Genomic DNA, 25,968 nt, shown 5'->3' on the forward strand with positions numbered 1-25,968 from the left:
TGTCGTCGTCACCCGCCATGTCTGGTCTCCCTCGTCAACTTGACACCCAACTCCGCCGAGTCTAGCAACGGGTCTTCCCCCCGCCACGGCAATAGGGCGGCCCGCTTCGATCTTGTGGCGAGCGGTCAAGCTATGGCGGCTCGTCGACCGCAGCCCTGGGCAACAGACCCGGCTCCGCTGGGACATCGTGTATAGGTAAGGCTATAGTTTTCCTACGTCTCATGAGCCGCCACGTCGCTGGGCGATCAGGACGACAACGGATGTCCGGGACTGGTTGCGGTCTCTGCGGCAGGCTGACCCGGCGACGTACCGGCCGGTCAACGTAGCGATCGACATGCTCGCGGAGACCGGGCCGGGCCTCGGGCGTCCCCTGGTCGACACCCTCAGAGGTTCGAGCATCAGCAACCTCAAGGAACTACGACCGAGGTCCGGACGGGACGTCGCTGTTCGACTGCTGTTCGTCTTCGATCCCTGGTCCCAGGCAGTGCTGTTGGTGGCCGGCAACAAGGCAGGGGACTGGAATCGATGGTACGAGAAAGCGATTCCGGTCGCTGAAATCGCGTACGAGGGCTGGCTTGCCTTCGAGAGGAAACGGAGGGAGGGCTGATGAGCGGCTTCCATGACTGGGACGACATCCGGGCTGAGCTGCACGACGGAGACGATGAAGCGCTCGACGCAGAACGTGCCCGCACCGAAGCTTGGATCAGCGCGTTCCACCTTGCCGAAGAGCGGAAGCGGCTGGGGCTGACGCAGCGGCAGGTGGCCGAGCTGATGGGTGTCACGCCCGGCCGAGTCAGCCAGATTGAAAACGGCGATCTGGAGGCCAACGAGGTCGCGACGCTGAGCCGTTACGCACGAGCACTCGGCGCCCGGATGCGGATCATCTTCGACTATGGCGACGACCTCCGCCAGATTGCCTGAACACGAAGGTCCACTGCTAATACCGGCGACCAGCGCTGGCCAGCCCGATTGTCCGCCTGGGCCGTTCACCGAGGCCGGTACTCGACCTCCGGTCGACCAGGCGTGCCGTAGCGGGGCCGGCGCGCCGCCCGGTCGACGGTCACCAGGTACTCCAGGTAGCGGCGGGCGGTCACCCGGGAGATGCCGGTCCGCGCGCTCACCTCGGTCGCCGACAGCCCCACGTCCGCGCGGGTTCCGTCGGTGAGGGCGGCGCGCACCCGGTTCAGGGTCTGCGCGTCCAGCCCCTTGGGCAGGCTGTGCCCGGCCGTGCCGCGCAGGGTGGCGAACATCCGGTCCACCTCGTGCTGCGCGGCCACCTCACCGTCGGCGAGCGCCTGGGCGCGGTAGTCGGCGTACCGCTCCAGCTTGTCGCGAAACGCGGCGAAGGTGAACGGCTTGAGCAGGTAGTGGGTCACTCCAAGAGAGACCGCCGTGCGCACCACCGCGAGGTCCCGGGCCGAGGTCACCGCGAGCACGTCGACGCTGCTGCCCGCCGCGCGCAGCGCCCGGCAGACGTCCAGGCCGTGCAGGTCGGGCAGCCGGAAGTCGAGCAGCACCAGGTCGACGTCGCCGCCGTCGTTGGCGCGCAGCGCCGCCATCGCCGCCCGCGCGGTGTGCGCCACCCCGACCACCACAAAACCGGGAACCCGCTCGGTGTACGCCGCGTGCGCCTCCGCGAGCAGCGGCTCGTCCTCGACGACCAGCACCCGAATGTCGGTCATCGGCGGGCCCCGACGACCGGCAGTCGGACGGTGAACAGGCTGCCGCCGTCGTCCGAGCGGCCCACCTCGGCCCGGCCCCCGTGCCGGCGGACCACCTGCCCGACCAGCGCCAGGCCGAGGCCCCGGCCGGTGCTCTTGGTGGACCAGCCGCGCCGGAACGCGTCCGCCACCCGGTCCGGGGCCAGCCCTGGGCCGCTGTCGGCGACCCGTACCACCAGCTCGTCGTCGACCGCGCCGACGAAGACGCGTACCCGGCGGGGGGCTGGCGTACCGGCCACCGCTTCGAGGGCGTTGTCGACCAGGTTGCCGACCACGGTGAGGAGGTCGCCGGTCGGCAGAGGGCTGTCGTCGAGGCGGCAGTCCGGCTCGATCACCAGGTCCACCCCGCGCTCGCTGGCCTGCGCCGACTTGCCGAGCAGCAACGCGGCCAACGCCGGCTCGGTCACCGCGCCGACCACCCGGTCGGTCAGTTGTTGGGCCAGCGCCAGGTCCCGGGTGCCGAGCCGGACCGCCTCGTCGGCGCGGCCCAGCTCCACCAGGGTCAGCACGGTGTGCAGCCGGTTGGCCGACTCGTGGGTCTGCGCCTGCAACGCCTCGGTCAGCGCGCGGACCGAGTCCAGCTCGCTGGCCAGGGCGCGCAGCTCGGTCTGGTCGCGCAGGGTCAGCACGGTGCCGAGCACCGCGCCCTCGAAGCGGGTGGTCCGTTGGTTGGCCACCAGCACCCGGTCGCCGGCCAGGATGGGCTCGTCGAGGGCGTCCCGCCGGGAGGTGAGCAGCTCGGCCACCGCGGGCGGCAGGTCGATCCCGGCCACCGGCTGGTCGGTCACGGGCGCGTCCCCGTCGAGGCCCAGCAGCCGGCGCCCCTCATCGTTGATCAGTGCCACCCGGCGGTCGGTGGTCAACACGACGAGGCCCTCCCGCACCGAGTGCAGGACCGCGTCGTAGTACTCGTACATCCGGGTCATCTGGGCCGGCCCGAGACCGTGCGTCTGGCGGCGCAGCCGGCGGCTGAGCAGCCAGGAGCCGGACGCGGCGAGGGCGAGCGCCGGTGCGGCGACACCCAGCAGCACCGGCAGTTGACCGAGCAGCTTCCGGTTGATGGCCCGGGTGGTGATACCCACCGAGACCAGGCCGACGATCCGCCGCTGGTCGTCGTACACCGGAACGACCGCGCGCACCGACTCGCCGAGCGTGCCGACGTTGGTGATGGTGAATGGGTGGCCCGCCAGGGCGGGCTCGATCTCCCCGACGAACGGCTGACCGATCAGCTCCCGGGTCGGGTGCGAGAAGCGGGTCCGGTCGGGGGCCATCACCACCACGAAGTCGGTGCCCGTCGCCAGCCGGGTCGACTCGGCGTACGGCTGGAGGGTGCCGGCCGGGTCGGCGGTCGTGAGGGCCTCGCGGACGTCGGGAGAGCGGGCCACGGTCTGTGCCACCGCGAGCACCTCCTCCTGTGCGGCCTGCTGGGAGTCGCTGCGGGCCAGCCAGAACGCCCCCGCCGCGCCGGCCAGCACCAGCAGCGTCACCACCACGGCCTGGAGGGCGAACAGTTGCCCTGCGATGCTCCACTGCCGTCGGGCCACCTCCACCACCTCCTCGTTGCGCCTGTGTCGTTCGACGGCGTCACCGGTGATTTCGCGGTGAACAGAATGACCGCAAGGCTGTCAACGTGTGAGACGCGCTTCACATTGTCGACATGGACACCACCGCATCCACCACCACACCGGCACCGCCGGTCCGCCGGGACCGTACCCGGTACCTTTACCTGGCCGTCATCGTGGCCGTGCTGGCCGGCATCGTGGTCGGCCTCGTCGCCCCCGATTTCGGCAAGGAACTCAAGCCGATCGGCACCGGCTTCGTCAACCTGATCAAGATGATGATCAGCCCGGTCATCTTCTGCACCATCGTGCTGGGCGTCGGCTCCGTCCGGCAGGCCGCGAAGGTCGGCAAGGTCGGCGGCCTCGCCCTCGGCTACTTCCTGACCATGTCGACCGTCGCGCTCGCCATCGGCCTGGTGGTCGGCAACCTCATTCACCCGGGCTCCGGCCTGAATCTGGGGCAGGACCTCGCCGGTGCGGGCAAGGCCGCCGCTGGTGACGAGGCCGGCGGGACGGTGGACTTCCTGCTCGGGGTCATCCCGACCACGCTGCTCTCCGCGCTCACCGAGGGAGAGGTGCTCCAGACGCTGCTGGTCGCCCTGCTGGTCGGCTTCGCCGTCCAGGCCATGGGCCGGCGCGGTGAGCCGGTGCTGAACGCCATCGGGGTGATCCAGCGGGTGGTGTTCAAGGTGCTCGCCATGATCATGTGGCTGGCGCCGATCGGCGCGTTCGGTGCCATGGCCGCCGTGGTCGGCGCGACTGGTGTCGACGCGCTCAAGAGCCTCGCGCAGATCATGGTGGGCTTCTACGCGACCTGTCTGATCTTCGTGCTGGTCTTCCTGGGCTCGCTGCTGTGGTTCGTGGCCCGGATCTCGATCTTCTCGCTGCTGCGCTACCTGGGCCGGGAGTTCCTGCTGATCCTGTCGACCTCATCGTCGGAGTCGGCGCTGCCGCGGCTCATCGCGAAGATGGAGCACTTCGGGGTGAGCAAGCCGGTCGTGGGCATCACGGTGCCGACCGGATACTCGTTCAACCTGGACGGCACGGCGATCTACCTGACGATGGCGTCGCTGTTCATCGCCGACGCGCTGGGCAAGCCGCTGTCGATCGGCGAGCAGGTGTCGCTGCTGCTGTTCATGATCATCGCGTCCAAGGGCGCTGCCGGGGTTACCGGCGCTGGGCTGGCCACGCTGGCCGGTGGCCTTCAGTCGCACCGGCCGGACCTGGTTGACGGGGTTGGGCTGATCGTGGGCATCGACCGGTTCATGTCGGAGGCTCGGGCGTTGACGAACTTCGCCGGTAACGCGGTTGCGACCGTGCTGGTCGGGACCTGGACCGGGGAGTTCGATCGGGATCGGGCGGCTGGGGTGCTGCGCGGCGACGACCCGTTCGACGAGGCCACGATGCTGGACGAGCACGACGACGAGGATGAGTCGGCGGCGCGGCGCTCCGACGATGAGCCGGCCACGCCGGTTGGGGTGCCGGCCTGATTCCACGGCTAGGAGCCACCCGGGGGTCGCGTCGGCCGAGAGGCGGCGCGGCCCCTGGTTGCCCAGGCGGCCGGTTGAGTCTGGAGCGGCGAGTCGATACTGAGCCGGCTCCCCCTGCTGCGCCTGCGCGGTGGCGAGAGGAGCGAGGTTGAAGGCCTTGCCACGGATGTACCACTCGTCCATCGGAGGCCACTCCACCACACAAAAGATCAAGTGGCGTGGAGTACTAAGCCGGCGGCGAATCGCCGAGCCTGCGGAAGGCCTCGCCGCAGACGTCGACGCAGTGCGCCAGTACCACGTCGGCGGTGAGCGCCCCGGTCGTGGTGAACAGGAAGACCTCGCGGTCGACGCGTTCGACCGATTCGGTCCACGGCTCGGCCGTCAGCACCTGCTCGAAGACGTCGGTGCCGGGAGGGGACAGGTCGAAGACGATGAGCATGCCGCCGTCGAAGCTGAGGGTCCACTCCCGGCCGTCTTTCGTGGCGACCGCCAGATAGTCCGGCAGATCCTCCAATGTGGCTCTTCACAACGTGGGGTGTAGTTGGGGACCGAAATGCGCCGGGGCGCCCGTCAGGGATCGGCGCCGGCTCGATGCTGGCGGCGGCGCGTGATGCCGGATGGGCCGTCGGCGATAATGTCGGCGTGGAGTATGTGTCCAGGGTGCCCGGTCCGCCGCTGGACGGGCTGATCGACGACCTCTACTACCTGGAGGGCGCCCCGCCGTACTCCCGGTTGATGCTGCCGGCGGCGCCCGCGCCATTGCTCATCGTCAACCTCGGGGCGCCGTTTCTCATCCGCGCAGGCACCGACGTAGACGCCGTGGAGTACGCCGACGGCTGCGCGGTTACCACGCCCACGCGTGCGTGGGAGTTCAGCTACCCAACCCCGACCCGGTCCGTGGGCGTCCACTTCAGGCCGTGGGGCCTGGCACCGTTCCTTCCGATGCCCGCGGCCGAGTTGTGCGACCGACCTGCGACGGTGGAGCAGATCTGGGGCCAGCCCGCTATCGCTGAATTGCGACACCGACTGACCTTGGCGGACGCACCGCACGAAATGCTGATGTTGCTCGAGGAGGAACTGGTGCGACGGCTGCGGGTGATCGACGGTCTTGACCTGGTCCGCCAAATGAGCAGCGCCGTCGCGGCGACAGGCGGGACAGTGCCGATCAGCGACATCGGTGTGGCGGCCCGCGCCAGCAGCACGTATTTGGCGAAGCGGTTCAAGGCCGTAGTCGGTGTCACGCCAAAACGGCTGGCTCGCAGCTACCGCTTCAGCTCCACCGTGTTGGCGCTCGACGTCGCTGCACCGATCGACTGGGGAGACGTTGCCGCTGGCGCGGGCTACTTCGACCAGGCCCACTTCGTGCGCGAGTTCCGGGAGTTCACCGGGCTCACGCCGACCCGGTACGCCGAAGTCCGGCGGCGATTCCTGCGCGATCATCCCGACCACGTCCTGGACGGCTGGCCGCTCCCAGCCGATTGATTTCGTACAAGAGCGACAGCTCACGCCGCACAAGACTTGGGACTCCAAACAGAGGAGGAATCCATGGGGAAAGTGGTCATGAACGCGTCGGTTTCGGTGGATGGTTTCATCGCGGCTGAGAACGACGATCCCGGTCCGATCTTCGAGTGGCTGGTCAGCGGTGACGTGCCGTTGGACGACAGTGGCGTTCTGAAGGTGTCGCAGGCTTCGTTCGACTACGTCCGGCCGTACTGGGACGAGGTCGGGGTGACCATTGCCGGCCGTCACGCCTTCGACATCACCGACGGCTGGGATGGGACGCCTCCGAGTGGGATCGACCATGTGGTCGTGGTGAGTCACCGTGGTGCGCCCGATGGCTGGGACCTCCAGGCGCCGTTCCACTTTGTCGACGGCATCGAGGCGGCCGTGGCCAAGGCGCGGGAGCTTGCGGGTGACCGCACTGTCGAGTTCGCTGCTGGCGACGTCGGCGGCCAGGCGCTCGCGGCAGGTTGGGTCGACGAGGTACGCATGGACGTCGCACCCGTCGTGCTCGGGTCCGGTAAGCGTTACTTCGGCTCCGTCGACGCGCAGCACCTGCTGGAAGGCCCAGACGTAGTTGTTCAGGGCAACCGGGTGCTTCACCTGCGCTATCGGGTGCGCCGTTGACCGATCTGAGTGGGTACGCGAAGAAGACCGCTGCGACGGTGACACGAGATCGGGCGTCCGGCTGCGTTTGTGCATCGCTGCCCCGGGACGGAAGTCGTGGTCTTCCAGATTGGCACACCTCGACTTGTCTGACGCTACCTTTGCCTGCCCTGACCTGACCAAGTTCTGCCGGCTCGACGAGCTCGGCCTGGCCGTCACCGGCCAACGACTCAGGCCCGACCGTGCGGTGCTGGCATGCCGGGTCGTCGAGCCGGACCCGTGGTGCCGTCGCTGTGGTTGCGAAGGCGTACCGCGCGACACCGTGACCCGGGAGCTGGCCCACGAGCCGCTGGGCTGGCGGCCGACGATGCTCGTGGTGACCGTGCGCCGCTACCGGTGTACCGCTTGCGGTCACGTGTGGCGCCAGGACACCAGCCTCGCGGCTGAGCCGCGAGCGAAGCTGTCGCGTCGCGGGCTGCGGTGGGCACTCGAGGCGATCGTGTGTCAGCACCTGACCGTCGCGAGGGTCGCCGAGGGACTCGGGGTCGCGTGGAACACCGCCAACGACGCTGTCCTGGCCGAAGGCAAGCGGGTGCTGATCAACGACGCCACCCGGTTCGACGGCGTGGCCGCGATTGGGGTCGACGAGCACGTGTGGCGCCACACCCGCCGCGGCGACAAGTACGTCACCGTGATCATCGACCTGACCGGCATCCGTGACGGCACCGGACCCGCTCGGCTGCTGGACATGGTCGAGGGCCGCTCAAAGCAGGCGTTCAAGTCCTGGCTCGCCGACCGTGATCAGACGTGGCGCGACGGGGTGGAGGTGGTGGCGATGGACGGGTTCACCGGCTTCAAGACCGCCACCGCCGAGGAACTCCCCGACGCGGTTGCGGTGATGGATCCCTTCCACGTGGTCCGCTTGGCCGGCGACGCCCTCGACCGGTGTCGCCGCCGGGTCCAGCAGGCCATCCACGGCCACCGCGGGATGAAGAATGACCCGCTCTACTCCGCCCGCCGGACCCTGCACACCGGCGCCGACCTGCTCACCGACAAGCAGACCGACCGGCTCGCCGCCCTGTTCGCCGACGATGCCCATGTCGAGGTCGAGGCCACCTGGGGGATCTACCAGCGGATGATCGAGGCCTACCGCGAGCAGGACCGGGGTCGTGGCCGCGAGCTGATGGTCAAGCTCATCGACTCGATCAGCCACGGCGTGCCGAAGCCCCTCACCGAGGTCATCACACTCGGTCGAACGCTGAAGAAGCGCGCGGCCGACGTGCTGGCCTACTTCGACCGACCTGGAACGTCCAACGGACCGACGGAGGCCATCAACGGCAGGCTCGAGCACCTGCATGGCTCCGCCCTCGGCTTCCGCAATCTCACCAACTACATCGCCCGATCCCTGCTCGAGACCGGCGGCTTCAGACCTCAACTACACCCTCATCTGTGATGAGCCTCCAATGTGGGGTCCTGCGGCAGGCGCGCGGCGGCCTCGGTCACCGCGGGCAGCCCGGCCAGAGCGTCGCCGTCGAACACGTCCCAGCCGCCGCTGCTACGCCGCGGCTCGACACCGTCGACCGCGTAGGCAGGGCGGGAGCGTCGCAACCAGCTCATGACTCTCACTAACAAGTTCCGTTGGAGTACTAGAGGTTCTCAGCGAGAAGCCGGCGAGCTTGATGTTGTTGGTCCACGCCGATGCATGCGAGGACCGAGGTGCCGTCAACCGCCAGGAACAGTTGGAAGTGGTAGGGAGGATCCGACTGGTTGACGCGGCCGAGCCGCAACGGTTGCTCCCCGAGTGCGTGAAGCGTCTCGACGGCCGCTACGAGGCCGCGGGTGGGGATTCCCCGCTCCCTGGTGTGGGCCTGCCGCCTTCGGTACGTGCGCGCCAGGTTGTCCGCAGGGACAAGGTCGTCGTCGATGTGGAAAGGACTTCCCTCTTCGAGAGCACTGCGGCACGCCTCGTGCACCGGCCTGTCGTCGACAAGAAGCGAGATCAGTTCCGCGCGCTCCACCTGGCGACCGTACAGCCGTTGCTCGAATCTGAACGGTACGGACGACGACGTGGTCACCAAAGCAGGGCGATGACTGCCGCCTCGATGGTGTCGATGTCCGGAGCCCGATCGTGTGAGGAGTCGACATCGATGACGGCGTCGACTCGGTCGGGTGGCGCGAAGATCGACCGCGTCATGTCGCCTCGCTCAAACAGAGACGCGAGCTGTTGGTCGACGGCCCCGCCTCCGGCCGCCCGAGCCCGCAGACGCTCGCCGATGACCGACTCGTCGGCAACGACGTGAACAGCGAGCACTCGGGCGTCAGAGGCGACCAGCGCATCCAGCAGCCCGTGCGACAACACCGAGGACTCCACCACGAAGCTCGCCCCTGCGGTCGCGAGCAGCCGGGCTGCGTCGACCATTACGGCCTCGGCGCGGCGGCTGAAGGGACCGCCGGCGATGTGAAAATCCGGATCGAGGCGAAGGCCGCCGTCCTGGACCGCAGCGGAGGACAGCCCGATTCCGGTCTTGATCTCGTCGCGGGTCAGAAACGGCACACCGAGGCGGCGCGCTGTCGCGGAGGCAACGGTCGTCTTTCCGGCTCCCGGGGACCCGCAAACCGCAACCACTACAGGCCGTTCCTTCGTCGACATCCGCAGATGGTGCCACGTGCGCTGTCAGCAGCTGGCAGCCGCGTACTGGCGGAACTCCTCGCGGGTCATGGCCAGGGGCTCTCCGAACGGATCCGGTACTGCCCATACCTCTCCGTCGGTGAGCGAGCGCAGGTCGCCGAGTGTGACCCGAACCACGGCATCTCGACTCTCTGCCCCGTCGGTGTCTGCCCAGACCCCATAGTGCTGATCCTCTGCGAAGGCGGTCAGCAGGCGAGCTCCCCGCTCGACGTTCTTGAAGCGCACCTCGCCGCCCGGCTCGGTGATGCGCAGTTTCCAGCCGGGCGGAGTCTCCAGGAGTCGAATCTGTGTGACCGGGTCGTCGCCCTTGGCGTCGGCAACACTCCACCCGAGCGGAAGACCGGTGGCCGGCGCGGACCCGGTCATTTTCTCAACTGTCGAAACCACAACAACGTCGGAACGGCCACAAGGGTGGAAGAGGGCCGTCGGGTGGCCATCGTCAAGGAAAACGGCAGTAACCGAAATCTGGGCAGGCGAGCATCCGGCCGTGAGTAGGCAGCACAGCAGAATCAGGACGCCCGCGAGCGCCCGCCGGCCACGCTGCGCCAATGTCGTGTGCGCTTCTGACCCCATGAACCAACCCTGGCCGTCGTAGGTGGATCGAAGGCTCCGGTGGCGTAACGATCCGAGTTCGGCTGCATCGGTGCTCTCTCGCCGCCGAACCCTTGACCCGGTCAGGCAATCGGGCTTTTCACAATGCAAAGTGTCTTCGGTGACGCTGATGCGCCGATTCTCGTCGAACTCCCGCAAAAACCAGATCTACAAGGCGTTCCGGGAGGTCGGGCGCGTGATGCGGACCGTGGCGCTGCTGCGGTTCCTCGCCGACTCGGGGCTGCGGGCATGGGTGACCGCGGCCACCAACAAGGCCGAGGCCTACAACGGGTTCTCCGCCTGGACCCCGGTTCGGCAACCAGGGCGTGATCGCCGAGAACGACCCGGCCGAGCAGGAAAGTCGGTCAAATGGAACTCGCTGCTGTGCAACCTGATCGTGTTCCACACCGCGATCGACATGATGGAGGTCATCCGGAAGATGGTTGCCGAGGGGTGGCAGGTGACCGCTGAGGATCTGGCCCAGCTCTCGCCCTACCTGACCTCCCACATCCTCCGGTTCGGCGCCTACGCAACCGACGAACTCCACATCCCGCCGTACGTGTTCGCGATTTCTTACAAGAGCGACAGCTCACGACACGCTAATTTGGGGGCACCCCAAAGCAAAGGAGAGCCCCGTGGGCAAGGTGGTCATGTACAGCTCGGTGTCGGTGGACGGCTTCATCGCGGACGAGAATGACCAGCCCGGACCGCTGTTCGACTGGTTGTCCAGCGGTGACGTCCCGTTGGACGAGAGCGGCGTGCTAAAGGTGTCGCAGACGTCCTACGACTACACCCGGCCGTACTGGGACCAGATCGGGGCGACAGTCGCCGGCCGCCACGTCTTCGACATGACGGACGGCTGGGACGGGAAGCCTCCGAGCGGGATCGACCACGTGGTCGTCGTGACGCACCGGCCGAAGCCCGAGGGCTGGGACCCCGAGGCGCCGTTTCACTTCGTCGACGGCGTCGAGGCAGCCGTGGCCAAGGCGCAGGAGCTTGCGGGTGACCGCATGGTCGAGGTCGCCGCCGGCGACGTCGGTGGCCAGGTGCTTGCCGCGGGCCTGGTCGACGAGGTGCGCATGGACGTCGTACCCGTCGTGTTCGGGTCCGGCAAGCGCTACTTCGGGTCGGTCCACGCGCAGCACCTGTTGGAGGATCCTGACGTGGTGATTCAGAGCAACCGGGTGCTTCACCTGCGCTATCGGGTGCTCCGTTGACCGATCTGAGCGGGTACGCGATGAAGTCCACTGCGAACGGTGACACAAGATCGGGCCTCCGGCTGCGTTTGCGCATCGCTGTCCCTGGTCGGGCAGCCGACGCCGATCCGCCCCAGCACCTCACCTGCGGCAAGTTCACCTCAAGATCACTGGTTGCCGGTTTCCGTCGTATCTTTGGCCGACCCCCAGGAAGAGCGGCTTTTCACCAATGCAGGGTGTAGTCGCGGGGTCTGAATCCGCCTGTCTCGAGTAGGGATCGGGCGATGTAGTTGGTGAGGTTGCGGAAGCCGAGGGCGGAGCCGCGCAGGTGCTCCAGGCGGCCCGTTGATCGCTTCGGTTGGACAGTTTCCGCTCCGTGCTAACTGTCATGTCCCGGGAGGTGTGTCAAACGTGTGTCCCGGGACGTGTGTCATGGGGTGGGGGTGAGGCGGACGTAGCGGGTGTCGTTGGTGGTGGCATGGCCGATGGGGTGGCCGTCCGCGGTGTAGACGGTGATGTGGTGGTGGTCGCGGATGGCGGTGAGGTGGTGTCCGCGCCAGGCGCAGCCGATGCCGATGCGGGCGGGGCCGACGCGGATGGTTCCGGTGTCGGAGACGCGGGGTCGGTGGATGGTGGCGTCGGTTTGGATCGGTAGGGCTTGGGGTCCGCCGTGGTGTGGCGCGGTGTGCCAGGTGTGGTGTGGGGTTGCCCGGCCGGGTAGGGCGCTGTGGCGGCGGTGGTTGTAGTGCTCGCGGTAGGTGTCGAGCAGTCGTTGCAGTTGCCCCAGGGTGCGGGGTTGGTGGGGTTGCGCGGTGAGCCATTTCTTCAGGGTCTGGTGGTGGCGCTCGACTTTGCCGCAGGTCTGTGGGTGGTAGGGGCTGGAGTGGATCAGTCGGGTGCCGTGTTGGTGCAGGGTTTGGGCGAAGCGTGATGGGCCGGCGTTGTCGTGGCGATGGCGGCTGGTGAATGCGGCGCCGTTGTCGGACAAGACGATCGCGGGTGCGCCGTGGTTGGTGATGGCGTGGCCGATGGCGGCGATCGCGGCGGTGGCGGTTTCGGCGGTGGCGGCGTGGCAGGTCACGAGCATGCGGGTGCAGTCGTCGATGACGTCGAACACGGCGACGAGACGACCGTCGGTGAGAGTGATCATGGTCGCGTCGATCTGGTAGCAGTCGCGGGGTTGGGCGTAGGCGAAGCGGCGCCAGGAACAGCGGGGCCTCTTGGCAGGGTTGCGGTGCAGCAGGTCATGGCGCGACAGCACCCGGTTGATCGTGGATCGTGACGGCACCGACCACGCGGGGCTGGTCTCGGCGTGGATGCGCACCAGTTCGTCGTGGATGTGATCCGCGCCGTTGTCCACGCCCAACTCGGCGCGCAGCTTGCAGATCCAGGCGTCCAGTTCCGGCGGGGCCTGGCCCGGGCTGTGGTGCGGCCGGCTCGATCGGGCTCGCCACGCACCCTCGGCGTTGATCCGCGCCCGGTGTCGGTAGAACGTGCGCGGGTTGACCCCGTTGTCACGACACCACTGCTGCACGTTATCGATTTTCACCCCTGCGGTGAGCAGGGCATCCACCGCGCTCATGACCTGACGCCGAATCGCCATGGCTTGCAGTCAAGCCCGACAACGCACCCCCACCTACAAAGCTGATCTTGTGACACAGGAACCGGGACATGAACTGCGACAGAGGTCATGGGACTGAACAGGGTGCCGGGCCGGTCGAAGTAGGCCAGTACGTCAGCGGCTCGCTTGCTCAGGGTGCGGCCGAGCTTGGCGATCTCGACCAGCGGCCTGGGGACGCCGGCGCTGAGCGACTCGATCAGCTTGACCATCAGCTCGCGGCCCGCGGCTGGGTCGGGGTGCCGGTAGGCGGCGATCATCCGCTGGTAGATGCCCCAGGTGGCCTCGACCTCGACGTGCTCATCGATGGCGAACAGGGCCGTGAGTCGGGCGGCCTGCTTGTCGGTGAGCAGGTCGGCACCGGTGTGCAGGGTTCGCCGGGCACGGTAGAGCGGGTCGTTCTTACGGCCGCAGCGGCCGCGGGTGGTCTGCTGAACGCGGCGGCGGCAGTCGTTGAGGGCGTCGCCGGCAAGGCGCACCACGTGGAAGGGGTCCACCACCGCGACCGCGGCGGGGATCTCCTCAGCGGCGGCGGTCTTGAAGCCGGTGAACCCGTCCATCGCGACGACCTCCACGGCCTCGCGCCACGCCTGGGGGCGCTGGGTAAGCCAGGCCTTGAACGCGGCCTTGGAGCGGTCCGGCTCGCCGCGCTGAACTACCAGGTGCGGGCGGCCGAGTGGGAGTGGACGTACACCGATGCCAACGGCACGCCGATGCGGGCGACGAGCCGCGCCTTCGTCGATCGCAATGGGCACGCGTACACGATCGGCTGGACCACCTCGGACGCCGAGTGGTCGGTCAGCCGGGGGATCTTCGAGCTGATCACGGATGGCTTCCAGGGGCTGCCGCTAGCCGCCGGCTCGCCGAGTGCCCCACCGGCAGGAGGTGCGGGGCGCCCGTCGACCGGGCCGGGCAGTGGTTCGACTGCCGCTGCGGGGATCCCAGGGCGGCAGCCCTCGGCGACGGCGGCTCCACCACCCACTGCGCCGGTCCGGCCGGCCGGCGCCAAGCAGATCGTCGGCAAAGAGACCGGGCTCTGCCTCAACAGCGGCGAACGCGACGGCGTGCGGGTTACGCTGCGCAAGTGCCAGGAGGTGCGGAACCAGTGGTGGTCCTTCTCGTCCGACGGCACCATCCGGGTAGGCAGCCTCTGCTTGGACGTCGCCTGGGGTGAGAAGCGCGACGGCGTTGCCGTGCAGTCCGCCAACTGCACCACCGTGCATGCCCAGAAGTGGGAGTGGATCGAGAAGGATGGGCGCCGCTCACCTTTCAACCGCCTGACCGGCAGGTGTCTGGACGTCGACGGCCACGCGGCGGGCGCGCCGATGATGATCTGGACCCCGCGTGTTCAACGCGAAGCAGACGTTCAACCAGAAGTAGGCTGCCGTCGACGCTGCTGTCAGCGGCGATGATGCCCGCCACCGCGGTGCCGGAACCGACGCAGTCAGTGTCGCCGCGTCCATTGCCGACGGTCACGTCCGCTCCGACGGCGACCGGCCGCAGTGCAACGGGAACGCCAACCAGAAAGGCGGGCCAGCCTCGGGCCGATTGGGGCGGAATAGCTGACGATTCGCAGCGAAAGCCGCCGCCACCGGGGAAGATGGTCAACCGGGGATAGGGGCGTGGCGACGAACCCGGGGGACCAGGCGTGCTCGGAACCAGCCTCCTGGGCCGGCTTCGTCGTCGTGACCCGGGGGATGCCGTCCTGCGGCGTGCTGCACGCCTGACGCTCGTCGCCTCCCTCGTCTTCTACGCCTGCCGCTACGGCGCGGGGAACCCAGTGCTGGCCACGTACGGCCTGTTCGGCACGGTCGCCGCCGGGTCGTTCGCGCAGTTGCCCGGTCCGGCGCCCCAGCGGGCGCGGATCCTGATCACGTCGCTGCCGGTGGTCTGGGCGCTGATCACCGTGGGCACGCTGCTGGCGTGGAGCACCTGGGCGGCGGCCGGCGGGATGCTGGTCATCGGGTTCGTCGTGGCGTTCGCCGGGGTCGGCAACCCGCGCCTCGTCGGGCTGGGCAGCGCGTTCCAGCTCTTCTACATCCTGGCGTCGTTCCCGCCGTACCAACCGGGCACCCTGCCGCAGCGGCTGGGTGGGGTCACGCTCGCCATCGTGCTGCTCGCTGTGGCCGAGGTGGTCCTCTGGCCCGATCCGGTTCCGGTCTCCTACCGGCAACGACTCACCGACGCCTCGGATGGCGTCGCGGCGTTCCTCAATGCCACGTCGGACGCGCTGGCCGACCCGCACGGCGGTCACGGCGGTCGGGAGACGCACCGCGAGCAGGCGTACGGCGCGGTGGCGGGGCTCGCCCTGAGCCGTACACCCGCGGCGTGGGCACCGATCGCCGCCGGCGCTCGTGACCGGGCACTGCGGATCTGCGCGTCGGCGCTGCGGGAGGTCCTCGCGGAGGCGGACCGACTGGCGGCTGACGGCCCACCGGCGCAGACTACGGACCTGCCGGCGGCGCGGCTGCTGCGGTCGTGCGCCGACACGACCCGTGCCGCCGGCCGGAGCCTGTCTCCGGGTACGCCGCCAGTTGACCTCGGCAACCTGGACGCCGCGATCGGGCGGGCCGAGGGGGCGTACCCCGCTGGGCAGGACGGCGGCCGCGCCGTGCCGGACGTGTTCCGGTTGTGCCGGGACGCCACCGCGCTGGCCCTCGCCGACCAGGTGCGGGTCTTCGCCGTCGGTACTCGGGTGGCCAGCGGATCGCGACCCGACGATGGGGATACCTACTCAGGGCTCTTCGAGTACGCGAGGCGCAGTCCATGGACGTTGTACTGGCGGCAGTTCCGCGCCCACCTGGCGCCCCGCTCCGAACACCTGCACAGCTCGCTGCGGCTGGCCGTGGCGCTGGCCATCGCCCGGGTGGCCGCCGGGGTGTTGCAGCTCACCCACGGCTTCTGGGTGCTGCTGGCCACCCTCACCGTCCTGCGCACCTCGGCCGCCGACACCCGCACCGCGCTGCGGCCCGCCGTGCTGGGCACGATCGCCGGCGCCATCGTCAGCGGACTGCTGATGTTCGTCATCGACGAGCCGATCGTCTACGCCGTCGCGTTGCCGTTCGCCCTGATGCTGGCCTTCGGCGTCGGTCGCCTGCTGGGTCCGGTCTGGCAACAGGCGCTGTTCACCCTGCTGCTGACGTTCGTCTTCGCCCAACTCGGCCCCAAAGGATGGCGGCTCGCCGAGGCCCGCCTGGTCGACGTTGTGCTCGGCGCGGTGATCGGCGTGCTGGTCGGCGTGGCGATGTGGCCGCGCGGCGCAAGCCACGACCTTCGGCGCAACGCCGCCCGCTACCTGGCGGCCAGCGGAGTCGCGGTCGAGCAGACCGTCCAGGCGCTGCTCGGCGGTCCTCCGCCCGAGCGTGCCTTCCACCGGGTTGGTCAGCGGATGATCCTGGTTGACTCGTCGCACTGCCAGTACCACTCGGAGCGGCACGATCCGTCGAGCCGGCGGGTGGACTGGGACGCGGTCCTGGGCGCCGGGCACCACGTGATGTCCGGCGCTGAGTCGCTGCTGCGGCGTAACCCGCCCGGCTGCCTCGCCGGCTGGCCGCCGGCCACGGCATTGCTGCGGGAGTCCGCCGGCGAGCTGCGCTCGGCGTACGACGACCTCGCCGACCAGGTCGAGCACGGCCGACCTTCGGGGCCGGTGCCCACCCCGCCCGGCTGCGTCGACGAACTCGACCGGATCCGCCCGTTGCTCGGCGAGGTCGACTCGCGGTCCTCGGTCCGGCATCTGGTGGAGGCCGATCGGTGGCTCGCCAGTCTCGCCGACAGCCTCGCCCGGATCCACCCGCCCGCCCCTGATTCGGCCGACCGAGACGGGAAGGCGTGAGCCCGAGCGGGTGGGATGCGCTCGGATGACGCCGGACCCGAGCAGCTCAACAGCGCTGCTGGACCGGCAGGGTGTCGGCGGCGAGCGTGATACCTCAGTGTCATATCTATACCTCAGTCATCACGCTTGTTACGGCGATGCCCGCCCGCCGCCGACGGGTAGCTCATCGGTGTGCCGCAGGCCGCCGGTCGCCAATTGGCCGTGCCCATGCCAGGGCGCTCCGCCTAGCGTCGGTCGCGTGGACATTGAGCAGGCACAGAAGCTCTGGCAGCCGGAGCCCGGCTGGTTGAACACCGCCTCCTACGGGTTGCCGCCCGAGCCGGCCTGGACGGCGATGCAGGAGGCTCTGGCCGACTGGCGGGTCGGCCGGACGTCCTGGGAGGGCTGGGGGGACTCCGTGAACCGGGCCCGGACCGCGTTCGCCGGCCTGATCGGGGTGCCGGGCGAGGACGTGGCGGTCGGCGCGACCGCCTCGCAGATGCTGGCCCCGGTCGCGGCGTCGCTGCCGGCCGGTACGACGGTGCTGGTTCCCGAGGTCGAGTTCACCTCGAACCTCTTCCCCTGGCTGGTGCAGGAGGAGCGCGGCGTCAACGTCCGCACCGTGCCGCCGGAAGGGCTGGTCGACGCGATCGACGCCGACACCGACCTGGTCGCGTTCAGCCTGGTGCAGTCGGCCGACGGCCACGTCGCGGCGTACGACGAGATCGTGGCTGCGGCCCGCGCGCACGGTGCGCTGATCGTGGTGGACGCGAGCCAGGCGTGCGGCTGGCTGCCGTTCGACGGGAGCCTGGCCGACGTGGTGGTGGTGAGCGGTTACAAGTGGGTGATGGGCCCGCGTGGCTGCGCGTACGCCTATCTGGCCCCGGCGTTGCGTGACCGGCTGCGCCCGGACGCCGCCGGCTGGTACGCGGGCCGCGACCCGCACGCCTCCTACTACGGCCCGCCGCTGCGACTGGCCGACGACGCTCGCCGGTTCGACATCTCACCGGCCTGGTTCAGCTGGGTCGGGGCCGCGCCCGCCCTGGAGTTGATCGCCGAGATCGGCGTGCCGGCGATCCAGGCGCACGACGTGGCGCTGGCCAACCGGTTCCTGACCGGGCTGGGCCGCCCGCCGGGGGAGAGCGCGATCGTCACCGTCGACGTGCCCGACGCGGAGCGGCGGCTGGCGGCGGCCGGAATCCGCGCGGCGGTACGGGCCGGGCGGGTCCGGGCGTCGTTCCACCTCTACTCCACCGAGGCCGATGTGGACGCCGCGCTGACGGCGCTGACCGGCTGAGCCGGTCAGCGCCACGCCCGCTCAGGCCAGGTGACCGCCGATCTTCGTGTACCCGCGCAGCAGGTCCCGCGAGATGATCAGCCGCTGCATCTCGTCGGTGCCCTCGAAGATCCGGTACAGCCGGACCTGCCGGTACCAGCGCTCGATGGGCAGCTCCCGGGTGTAGCCCATGCCGCCGTGGATCTGGAGCACCCGGTCGACCACCCGGTTGACCATGCCGGCGCCGTAGAGCTTGCCCATCGACGAGGCGTGTCGCGGGTCCATGCCCTGGTCGACCGTCCACGCCGACTTCAGCACCAGCCAGCGGGCGGCCTCCAGCTCGGTCTCCGAGTCGGCGATCATCCACTGGATGGCCTGGTTGGTGCCGATCTTCGCGCCGAAGGTCTCCCGGGTGTTGGCGTGGTCGATCGCCATCTGCAGGACCCGTTCGGCGATGCCGATGGCGTGCGACGGGATGGTGTAGCGGCCCTTGCCGATCCACTCCATGCCGAGGGTGAAGCCCTGCCCGATCTCGCCGAGGATGTTGCGGTGCGGCACGCGGACGCCGTCGAAGATCAGCGACGCCGGGCCGCCCTCGCCCATGGTCTGGATGAACTCCGAGCGCCAGCCCATCGACCGGTCCACCAGGAACGCGGTGGCCCCGCCGTTGCGGGCGCCCTTCTCCCGGTCGGTCACCGCCACCACGATGGCGAAGTCGGCGTCGTTGCCGCCGGTGATGAAGGTCTTCTCGCCGTCGAGGATCCAGTCGTCGCCGTCGCGGCGGGCGGACAGCCGGATGTTCGCCGCGTCCGACCCGGCGCCCGGCTCGGTGATCGCGAAGCAGGAGCGCCGCTCGCCCTCGATGGTCGGGATGAGGAACTCCTGCTTCTGCTCCTCGGTGGCGTGGAACAGAATGTTGTCCGCCTCGCCGCCGAAGCGGAACGGCACGAAGGTGTGGCCCAGCTCCGTCCAGATCAGTGACTGGAGTACGGCCGGCAGGTCCATCCCGCCGTACTCCTCCGGCGTGGCCAGGCCCCAGAACCCGAACTTGCGGGCCTTGAGTTGCAGCTCGCGCACCTCGGAGTGGTCCAGGCCCGGCTGGTGCGCGCGCTCCCGGCGGAGCACCTCCGCCTCCAGCGGCATCACCTCGCGGCGGATGAACGACCGGACGGTGTCCCGTACCGCCCGCTCCTCGTCGGTCAGCGAAAAGTCCACGGTGGTCCTCCTGGCGTTGGCGCAGCCGGTCACCCTTAAACTAGCGGTGTAAGTTTTGCTGCGTCCAGACCCTACTGCCGAGACCGCGAGGAGCGCAGTGCCCCGACCACGTCAGCCCCGGCTCACCCGGCAGCTCATCGTCGAGACCGCCGCGGCGGTGATCGACGCTGAGGGCCTGTCGGCGTTCTCCACCCGCCGGCTCGCCGCCGAGCTGGGCGTGCGCGGTCCCTCGCTCTACAACCACTTCGCCACCAAGGACGAGATCCTGGACGCGGTGGCCGACACGGTCGCCGCCGCCGTCGACACCAGCGGCTTCGCCAGCCGGGACTGGGCCGCCGCGCTGCGCGACTGGGCCTGGTCGTATCGACGGGCGCTCACCGCGCACCCGAACATCGTGCCGTTCCTGGCTCAGGGGCCCGGGCGTCGGCCCGCCGCGCTGGCCATGGCCGACGCGGTCTACGGCGGGCTGGTGCGTGCCGGCTGGCCGCCGGCCCGGGCCACCCACATCGGGGCGGCGCTGCGGTACTTCGTGGCCGGGTCGGCGCTTGGCTCGTTCGCCCGGGGCTTCGTCGAGGACCCCGAGCTGTACGCCGCGCACTATCCGCACCTGCGCCAGGCGCACCGGCTCGCCGAGCACCAGCAGAGCGTGGACGAGGGCGCCTTCGCCCTCGGCCTGGACGCCCTGCTGCACGGCCTGGCCGCCGAGTACGCCCGCACCGTCGGCCCACTCGACCCGGTGGAGTCCGCCCGGCCCAGCGGGTAGCGTCCAAACTCCCAGCGCTAGTTTCCTCGCCCATCGCCCACCCCCGAAGGGACGACATGGACCTCGCCGCCCCGCCGTCGCAGGTGCTGCCCGACGCCCTGCGCCTCCGGCGCCACCTGCACATCGCCGGCGAGTGGACCGAGTCCACCGCCAGCGACGTGATCGGAGTGGAGAACCCGAGCACCGGTGAGCTGATCGGGCAGGTGCCGGCCGGCACCCCGGCCGACGTGGCCCGCGCCGTCGCCGCGGCCCGCGCCGCCTTCCCCGGCTGGTCGGCCGCCGCCCCCGCCGAGCGGTCCGCTCACCTCGACCGGCTGCACACCGCGCTCGCCGCGCGCGCCGACGACCTCGCCCGCACGATCACCGCGGAGATGGGCGCGCCGCTCAAGCTCGCCACCCGGGTGCAGGTCGGGTTGCCGCTGACCGTGCTGCGCGACCACGTCGCGCTCGCCGCCCGCCCCCCGGTCGAGGAGAGCGTCGGCAACTCCCTCGTCGTCCGCGAACCGATCGGGGTGGTCGGCGCGATCACCCCGTGGAACTACCCACTGCACCAGGTGATGGCGAAGCTGGCGCCCGCGCTGGCGGCCGGCTGCACGGTGGTGCTCAAGCCCAGCGAGCTGACCCCGTTGACCGCGTACCTGCTCTTCGACGCCGTCACCGAGGCCGGGCTGCCGCCGGGTGTGCTCAACCTGGTCCCCGGCACCGGCCCGGTGGTCGGCGAGGCGCTCGCCGGGCACCCCGACGTCGACCTGGTCTCGTTCACCGGCTCCACCGCCACCGGCGCGCGGATCATGCGGCTCGCCGCCGACCGGATCGCCCGGGTCGCGCTGGAGCTGGGCGGCAAGTCCGCCAACGTGATCCTTCCCGACGCCGACCTGGCCACCGCCGTCAAGGTGGGCGTCGGCAACGCCCTGATCAACTCCGGCCAGACCTGCACCGCGTGGACCCGGATGCTGGTGCACCGAGACCGGTACGCCGAGGCACTCGACCTGATCGCCGCGGCGGTGGCCGGCTATCGCCTCGGCGACCCGTTCGACCCGGCCACCCGGCTCGGCCCACTGGTCTCCGCCGCCCAGGCCGAGCGGGTCCGCGGCCACGTCGACCGGGCCCTCGCCGACGGCGCCCGACTGGTCGTCGGCGGCCCGGACGCCCCGGTGCCCGCCCGGGGGCACTTCGTCGCCCCGACCGTCTTCGCCGACGTCCATCCGGACAGCGCGCTCGCCCAGGAAGAGGTCTTCGGCCCGGTGCTCGCCGTCATCCCGTTTGACAACACCGACGAGGCGGTGGCCATCGCCAACAACTCGAAGTACGGGCTGGCCGGGGCGGTCTGGTCGGCCGACACGGACGCCGCGCTGGCGGTGGCCCGGCGGCTGCGCACCGGCGCCGTCGACATCAACGGCGCGCAGTTCAACCCGCTCGCCCCGTTCGGCGGTTACAAGCAGTCCGGCCTCGGCCGGGAGTTGGGCGTGCACGGCCTCGCCGAGTTCTGCGAGCTGAAGGCGATCCAGCGATGAGCGGCCCGGTCACCGTGCGGGCGCTGGTCGCGCGCGGGTCCGGCGCCGAGCTGCGGGTCGAGCAGGTACGCCTGCCCGCGCCCGGCCCCGGCGAGCTGCGGGTGACGATCCACGCCGCCGGCGTCTGCCACTCCGACCTGTCCATGGTGAACGGCACCCTCGCCGCGAAGTTCCCGCTGGTGCTCGGGCACGAGGCGACCGGGGTGGTGGCCGAGGCCGGGCCGGGCAGCCGGCTGGCGGTCGGCACGCCGGTGGTGCTCAACTGGGCGCCCGCCTGCCGGGCCTGCTGGTGGTGTCAGCACGACGAGCCGTGGCTCTGCGCCGCCAACACCGCGCCGACCGTGGCGCGCGGCGAGACCGACGACGGCACCCCGCTGCACCTCACCCTCGGCCTCGGCGCGCTCGCCGAGGCGGTAGTGGTGCCCGAGAGCGCCGTCATCCCGATCCCCGCCGGGCTGCCCCCCGAGCGGGCCGCCCTGCTCGGCTGCGCGGTGCTCACCGGCGCTGGCGCGGTCCGCAGCACCGCCCGGGTGGCCCCCGGCGAGTCGGTGGCGGTGATCGGGCTCGGCGGGGTCGGGCTCGCCGTGCTCACCGCGGCCCGCCGGGCCGGCGCCACGCCGATCCTCGCCGTCGACGTCGCCGAGGCGAAGCGCGACCTGGCGCTCGCTGCCGGCGCGACCGACTTCCTGCTCTCCGACGACCGGCTCTCCAAGGACGTGCGGGCGCGCACCGAGGGTCGGGGCGTCGACCACGCCTTCGAGTGCGTCGGTCGCGCCGCCACCATCCGGGCGGCCTGGCGGCTCACCCGGCGCGGGGGAGCGGTGACCGTGGTCGGCATGGGCGCCAAGGACGACATGGTCAGCCTCGGCGCGCTGGACATCTTCCACTCCGCCCGTACGCTGCGCTCCTCGGTGTACGGCTCGTCTGACCCCGACCGCGAGGTGCCCGAGCTGGCCCGGGCCGCGCTCGACGGCACCCTGGACCTCGCGCCGTTGGTCAGTGGGGTGGTCACCCTCGACGAGGCGCCGGCCGCGTTCGATCGGCTGGCCCGGGGCGAGGGCGCCCGCTGGGTGGTCAGCTTCCCGGGCTGAGCTGAGGTCCGGCCGGCGGCCGCTGCTCGATCAACGCGGCGTAGCCGTCGAGGAGCCGCCGCAGGCCGAACTCGAAGACGCTCTCCAGGTCGAGGTCCAGGTCGCCCTCGTCAGTGAGCGCGGCCATCGTGGAGTAGCCGCCGCTCGCGATCACGTGCTGGAACGTGGTCACCTGGCGGTCCACCCACTGCTCGTCGGTGAGGCCGCTGTCCTGCTCCGCCTGCGCCCGCATCTCCAGGTTCGTCGCGATGCCACGTACGTACGCCATCAGCGTGATGGCGACGTGCCAGCGCACGTGCCGGTCGAGGCCCGCACCGGCGGTGGCCCGCAGGCCCCACTCGGTGTGCGCCATGGCATGGGGCAGCACCTGCGGGCGGGCGATCGAGATGACGTGCGGCAGCCAACGGTGCCGCCGGTAGGTCGCCCACTGCGCTCGGGCGAGCAGCTCCAGCCGGGCCCGCCAGCCGGCTGGCGCGACCGCCGGCAGCGGCGCGTTGGCCAAGGCCGTGTCCGCCATCGTGAGGATCAGCTCATCCCGGCCGCGCACGTGCCGGTAGAGCGACATCGTGGACACCCCCAGCTCGGCGGCGATCTGCCGCATCGACACAGCAGCCAGGCCGCCCGCGTCGGCCCGGGCGATCGCGGCCCGGACCAGCCGCTCCCGGGTCAGATCCCGCTCCGCGCCGTCGCCGCTCCGACGCGCCTGCGGCACTGCCGCGTGGGGCGGGGCGACCACGGTGCCCGCCCCCGGCCGGGTCAGCACCATCCCTTCGTCGCGTAGCAGCGCGAGGACCTTGGTGGCGGTGGCGATGGCCACCCCGTGCTCGCGGGTGAGCTGCCGGGCCGACGGCACCCGATCGCCCGGACGCAGCTCGCCGAGGTCGATCCGGCGGTGGATCTCCGCGGCGATCCGCCGGTACGGCGGCTCGGAACCGGTCATGGAACACCTCCGGTGCGGCGTACTAGTACGAGCCGCTCCCAGCGACCCTCCCCGGCCGAGCGTACTAGGTCGGAACGGGCCCACTGAGCACGGTGGAAACTACGGTTCAGCGCGCGGGGGAGACCTCCCGTCCGGACCTCGGCGACGGCTGGGTTGACGGTGTACACGCAATCTCAGGAGCGGTGCGATGAACGACAGGACCGTACTCATCTCCGGCGCTGGTGTGGCCGGCCCCGCGCTGGCCTTCTGGCTGCGCCGGCACGGCTTCGCCGTCACCGTCGTGGAGCGGGCGGCCGGGCTCCGCCCCGGCGGGCAGGCGGTGGACGTGCGGGGGACCGCCCGTGAGGTCGTCGACCGGATGGGGCTGACCGCCCGGATCCGGGCCGAGTGCGTCCGGGAGCAGGGCATGGCGTACGTCGACGCGCGGGGTCGGGTGCGCAGCCGGATGCCGGTGCACGCCTTCGACGGCGAGGGCGTCGTGGCGGACATCGAGATCGAGCGCGGCGACCTGGCCCGCTTGCTGTACGAGGAGACCCGCGCCGACGTGGAGTACCTCTTCGACGACTCGATCGAGACGCTCACGCAGACCGGGGACGGGGTGCGGCTCACCTTCGCGCGATCCGCACCGCGCACCGTGGGCCTGGTCGTCGGGGCAGACGGCTCGCACTCGCGTACCCGGGCGCTGGCCTTCGGCCCCGAGTCGGCGTACGTCCGCCCGCTCGGGGCCTACCTGGCCTACTTCACCACTCCGTACCGGAACGAGAGCGGCTGGTTCGAGATGCACAACGCTCCGGGCGGCCGGGTGGTCGCCACCCGACCGAACCGGCACGGCCGAACGAGCGCGCTGTTCAGCTTCGTCTCCCCGCCGATCGACCTAGACCGCCGGGACCGGGACGCCCAGCAGCGGTTCCTCGCCGAGCGCTTCGCCGACGTCGGCTGGCGGACCGGGGAACTGCTGGCGGCGATGCCCGACGCCCCCGACTTCTACTTCGACCGGTACGGGCAGGTGCGGATGGACACCTGGAGCACCGGGCGGGTAGCGCTGCTCGGCGACGCCGCCTGGTGCCCGTCCCCACTGACCGGGCAGGGAACGAGCCTGTCCCTGGTCGGGGCGTACGTGCTCGCCGGTGAGCTGGCGGCCGCCCGTGGTGACCACGTCGTCGCGTACCGCCGCTACGAGGAGACGCTGCGGGCGCCCGTGGCGCGCGGGCAGGAAATTCCGGGTGGAGGCATCTCCGGCTTCCTGCCGGCGACCCGGACCGCGATTCGCCTGCGCGACACAGCTATGCGCGCGATGACCTCCCGCCCGTTGCGGAAGCTCACCGCGCGGCTCGTCTTCAGCCAGGCCGGCGGGCTGGCCCTGCCCGACTACGCCGTCAGCGCGTGACGATCGTCGGGTGACCCGGCCCCACCCGGTGCGGGTGGGGCCGGTCCCGGTCACTTGCCGGTGACGATGCCCGGGTTGATACAGAGACCCGGGTTGGCGCCGTTCTTCTCGGCGATCTCCAGGCAGCGGGTCACCTTGTCGACCTTCGCGTTGGTCTCGGTGATCTGCTTGGAGATCTCGGCGTTCTTGCGGTCCTGCTCCAGGTTGCGGGTCTGTGCCAGCTTGTCCTGGAACGCCTTGATGTTGCTCTCGGTCTTTTCGTCGTGGTTCACCCGGGTGATGGTCACCGAGAGGATGTCCACGTCGGTGGCGAGCCGGGTGTCCGCGCTGGCCTTGATGTTCGCCGCGAACGGCTTCAGGTCGACGTTGAGGTCACCGGTCTGTGCGTCGATCTTCTCCAGCGGGTTGTACGCGGCGAACGCGTCGTTGACCGCGCTGTCGAGCTGCACGCCCACCCGCTGGCCCCGGAAGCTGGTGAAGTCTCCCTTGTAGTCCATGAACTGCTTCGGCGCGTTCTCCGGCTTGACCTGCCACTCGATGAGCACCTCGACGCAGGCGTCGGCGAGCGTGCCGGTGCGGACCCGGACGCAGTTGTTGCCGCCGATGTGGTCGTACTTCTGCCGGCCCGCGTCCCACTCGCCGACCTTCTGCCAGGGGGCCACCCACTTCAGGCCGGATCCGGTCACCTCGCCGGTGGGCTTGCCGAAGCTGGTGACGATGCCGACCGAGCGGATGGGCACCGAGTGGGCGCTGGAGGCGACGCCGATCAGCACGGTGACGGCGAGGAGGCCGAGCGCCGCGAGGGCGGCCGTCCGTTTCACCGCGCTTCTGGGGGCGACGAGCGCCAGGACGGCGCTGATCGCCAGGGCGACGGCGAAGACGATCGCCATGGTGAAGCCGACGGGCATGGGTTGGGGGCCTTCCGCTGGGCTGTGTGGATCATCAACCTAGGCGGCTCGGTCAAGGCGGCGACGCCGGGGAGTGGCGTTTGCGCACGT

General features: G+C 70.4%; 26 protein-coding genes and 2 pseudogenes. 15 read left to right on the plus strand and 13 right to left on the minus strand.

The window, feature by feature from the left end; translation table 11 throughout:
* Positions 1-244: 244 nt before the first annotated feature.
* Both OG470_RS18510 and OG470_RS18515 read left to right on the plus strand, forming a co-directional pair.
* On the plus strand, positions 245-607 hold the full coding sequence (locus OG470_RS18510) for a type II toxin-antitoxin system RelE/ParE family toxin (protein ID WP_328426451.1): 363 nt from the start codon (positions 245-247) through the stop codon (positions 605-607).
* On the plus strand, positions 607-921 hold the full coding sequence (locus tag OG470_RS18515) for a transcriptional regulator (RefSeq protein WP_328425968.1): 315 nt from the start codon (positions 607-609) through the stop codon (positions 919-921). Before OG470_RS18510 ends, OG470_RS18515 begins: the two co-directional genes overlap by 1 nt.
* Before the next feature lie 65 nt (positions 922-986).
* Here the strand turns inward: OG470_RS18515 and OG470_RS18520 are convergent, their stop codons facing one another.
* Both OG470_RS18520 and OG470_RS18525 read right to left on the minus strand, forming a co-directional pair.
* Positions 987-1,682, minus strand: a complete 696-nt coding sequence (locus OG470_RS18520) for a response regulator (RefSeq protein WP_328425970.1) — start codon at positions 1,680-1,682, stop codon at positions 987-989.
* Positions 1,679-3,265, minus strand: a complete 1,587-nt coding sequence (locus OG470_RS18525) for a sensor histidine kinase (protein ID WP_328425972.1) — start codon at positions 3,263-3,265, stop codon at positions 1,679-1,681. The genes OG470_RS18520 and OG470_RS18525 overlap by 4 nt, the downstream gene beginning before the upstream one ends.
* A gap of 113 nt (positions 3,266-3,378) precedes the next feature.
* Between OG470_RS18525 and OG470_RS18530 the strand changes: the two genes are divergently transcribed.
* A complete protein-coding gene (locus OG470_RS18530; protein WP_328425974.1) occupies positions 3,379-4,770 on the plus strand; it encodes a cation:dicarboxylate symporter family transporter in 1,392 nt (463 codons plus the stop codon).
* 226 nt (positions 4,771-4,996) lie between these two features.
* Here OG470_RS18530 and OG470_RS18535 read toward each other — a convergent pair whose 3' ends face one another.
* Complete coding sequence (locus OG470_RS18535) at positions 4,997-5,284, minus strand: hypothetical protein (RefSeq protein WP_328425976.1); 288 nt, start codon at positions 5,282-5,284, stop codon at positions 4,997-4,999.
* 77 nt (positions 5,285-5,361) lie between these two features.
* Between OG470_RS18535 and OG470_RS18540 the strand changes: the two genes are divergently transcribed.
* The 3 genes from OG470_RS18540 (at position 5,362) to OG470_RS18550 (ending at position 8,329) form a co-directional block, all read left to right on the plus strand.
* Complete coding sequence (locus OG470_RS18540; RefSeq protein ID WP_328425978.1) at positions 5,362-6,252, plus strand: helix-turn-helix domain-containing protein; 891 nt, start codon at positions 5,362-5,364, stop codon at positions 6,250-6,252.
* 63 nt (positions 6,253-6,315) lie between these two features.
* Positions 6,316-6,897, plus strand: a complete 582-nt coding sequence (locus OG470_RS18545) for a dihydrofolate reductase family protein (protein ID WP_328426452.1) — start codon at positions 6,316-6,318, stop codon at positions 6,895-6,897.
* Between the two features lie 124 nt (positions 6,898-7,021).
* On the plus strand, positions 7,022-8,329 hold the full coding sequence (locus OG470_RS18550) for an ISL3 family transposase (RefSeq protein ID WP_328425980.1): 1,308 nt from the start codon (positions 7,022-7,024) through the stop codon (positions 8,327-8,329).
* Here the strand turns inward: OG470_RS18550 and OG470_RS18555 are convergent.
* The 4 genes from OG470_RS18555 to OG470_RS18570 are packed head-to-tail and all read right to left on the minus strand — an operon-like array spanning position 8,320 to position 9,931.
* Positions 8,320-8,493, minus strand: a complete 174-nt coding sequence (locus OG470_RS18555; RefSeq protein WP_328425982.1) for a hypothetical protein — start codon at positions 8,491-8,493, stop codon at positions 8,320-8,322. The genes OG470_RS18550 and OG470_RS18555 overlap by 10 nt on opposite strands.
* A 29-nt stretch (positions 8,494-8,522) precedes the next feature.
* Positions 8,523-8,894 (minus strand): hypothetical protein, encoded by a 372-nt coding sequence (locus OG470_RS18560; protein ID WP_328425984.1) that lies wholly within the window; start codon positions 8,892-8,894, stop codon positions 8,523-8,525.
* 53 nt (positions 8,895-8,947) lie between these two features.
* A complete protein-coding gene (locus OG470_RS18565) occupies positions 8,948-9,526 on the minus strand; it encodes an AAA family ATPase (RefSeq protein WP_328425986.1) in 579 nt (192 codons plus the stop codon).
* 24 nt (positions 9,527-9,550) lie between these two features.
* Positions 9,551-9,931: a hypothetical protein gene (locus OG470_RS18570; RefSeq protein ID WP_328425988.1), complete on the minus strand. Its 381-nt coding sequence runs from the start codon at positions 9,929-9,931 to the stop codon at positions 9,551-9,553.
* Positions 9,932-10,277: 346 nt separating this feature from the next.
* Here OG470_RS18570 and OG470_RS18575 point away from each other — a divergent pair, with 346 nt between their 5' ends.
* Positions 10,278-10,853, plus strand: coding sequence for a Tn3 family transposase (locus tag OG470_RS18575; RefSeq protein WP_328425990.1), 576 nt, complete (start codon positions 10,278-10,280; stop codon positions 10,851-10,853).
* Complete coding sequence (locus OG470_RS18580) at positions 10,792-11,373, plus strand: dihydrofolate reductase family protein (RefSeq protein WP_328425992.1); 582 nt, start codon at positions 10,792-10,794, stop codon at positions 11,371-11,373. The genes OG470_RS18575 and OG470_RS18580 overlap by 62 nt, the downstream gene beginning before the upstream one ends.
* Before the next feature lie 146 nt (positions 11,374-11,519).
* Here the strand turns inward: OG470_RS18580 and OG470_RS18585 are convergent.
* From OG470_RS18585 to OG470_RS18595, 3 genes and pseudogenes are all read right to left on the minus strand, one after another.
* Positions 11,520-11,726 (minus strand): annotated as a pseudogene (locus OG470_RS18585) (transposase); the annotation flags it as partial.
* 56 nt (positions 11,727-11,782) lie between these two features.
* Positions 11,783-12,955, minus strand: a complete 1,173-nt coding sequence (locus OG470_RS18590) for a DDE-type integrase/transposase/recombinase (protein WP_328425994.1) — start codon at positions 12,953-12,955, stop codon at positions 11,783-11,785.
* 77 nt (positions 12,956-13,032) lie between these two features.
* A pseudogene (locus OG470_RS18595) lies at positions 13,033-13,725 on the minus strand (ISL3 family transposase); the annotation flags it as partial.
* Between OG470_RS18595 and OG470_RS18600 the strand changes: the two are divergent.
* From OG470_RS18600 to OG470_RS18610, 3 genes are all read left to right on the plus strand, one after another.
* Positions 13,684-14,382 (plus strand): RICIN domain-containing protein, encoded by a 699-nt coding sequence (locus OG470_RS18600; protein WP_328425996.1) that lies wholly within the window; start codon positions 13,684-13,686, stop codon positions 14,380-14,382. The pseudogene OG470_RS18595 and the gene OG470_RS18600 overlap by 42 nt on opposite strands.
* Before the next feature lie 236 nt (positions 14,383-14,618).
* Positions 14,619-16,805, plus strand: coding sequence for an FUSC family protein (locus OG470_RS18605; RefSeq protein WP_328425998.1), 2,187 nt, complete (start codon positions 14,619-14,621; stop codon positions 16,803-16,805).
* 238 nt (positions 16,806-17,043) lie between these two features.
* Positions 17,044-18,081, plus strand: a complete 1,038-nt coding sequence (locus OG470_RS18610; protein WP_328426000.1) for an aminotransferase class V-fold PLP-dependent enzyme — start codon at positions 17,044-17,046, stop codon at positions 18,079-18,081.
* Positions 18,082-18,102: 21 nt separating this feature from the next.
* Here OG470_RS18610 and OG470_RS18615 read toward each other — a convergent pair whose 3' ends face one another.
* On the minus strand, positions 18,103-19,275 hold the full coding sequence (locus tag OG470_RS18615; protein ID WP_328426002.1) for an acyl-CoA dehydrogenase family protein: 1,173 nt from the start codon (positions 19,273-19,275) through the stop codon (positions 18,103-18,105).
* A gap of 97 nt (positions 19,276-19,372) precedes the next feature.
* Here OG470_RS18615 and OG470_RS18620 point away from each other — a divergent pair, with 97 nt between their 5' ends.
* From OG470_RS18620 to OG470_RS18630, 3 genes are read left to right on the plus strand one after another with little or no spacing between them, the layout of a single operon-like run.
* Positions 19,373-20,038 (plus strand): TetR/AcrR family transcriptional regulator, encoded by a 666-nt coding sequence (locus OG470_RS18620; RefSeq protein ID WP_328426004.1) that lies wholly within the window; start codon positions 19,373-19,375, stop codon positions 20,036-20,038.
* A gap of 56 nt (positions 20,039-20,094) precedes the next feature.
* Positions 20,095-21,552, plus strand: coding sequence for an aldehyde dehydrogenase family protein (locus tag OG470_RS18625; RefSeq protein WP_328426006.1), 1,458 nt, complete (start codon positions 20,095-20,097; stop codon positions 21,550-21,552).
* A complete protein-coding gene (locus tag OG470_RS18630) occupies positions 21,549-22,643 on the plus strand; it encodes an alcohol dehydrogenase catalytic domain-containing protein (protein WP_328426008.1) in 1,095 nt (364 codons plus the stop codon). The genes OG470_RS18625 and OG470_RS18630 overlap by 4 nt, the downstream gene beginning before the upstream one ends.
* Here OG470_RS18630 and OG470_RS18635 read toward each other — a convergent pair.
* Positions 22,627-23,583, minus strand: a complete 957-nt coding sequence (locus OG470_RS18635; protein ID WP_328426010.1) for a TetR/AcrR family transcriptional regulator C-terminal domain-containing protein — start codon at positions 23,581-23,583, stop codon at positions 22,627-22,629. The two genes, OG470_RS18630 and OG470_RS18635, sit on opposite strands and share 17 nt — an antisense overlap.
* Positions 23,584-23,770: 187 nt before the next feature.
* Here OG470_RS18635 and OG470_RS18640 point away from each other — a divergent pair, with 187 nt between their 5' ends.
* Complete coding sequence (locus OG470_RS18640; protein WP_328426012.1) at positions 23,771-24,970, plus strand: FAD-dependent monooxygenase; 1,200 nt, start codon at positions 23,771-23,773, stop codon at positions 24,968-24,970.
* A 50-nt stretch (positions 24,971-25,020) separates the two neighbouring features.
* Here the strand turns inward: OG470_RS18640 and OG470_RS18645 are convergent, their stop codons facing one another.
* On the minus strand, positions 25,021-25,878 hold the full coding sequence (locus OG470_RS18645) for an SPFH domain-containing protein (protein ID WP_328426014.1): 858 nt from the start codon (positions 25,876-25,878) through the stop codon (positions 25,021-25,023).
* Between the last annotated feature and the right edge of the window lie 90 nt (positions 25,879-25,968).

The organism is Micromonospora sp. NBC_00389, from assembly GCF_036059255.1.
Classification (GTDB): Bacteria; Actinomycetota; Actinomycetes; order Mycobacteriales; family Micromonosporaceae; genus Micromonospora.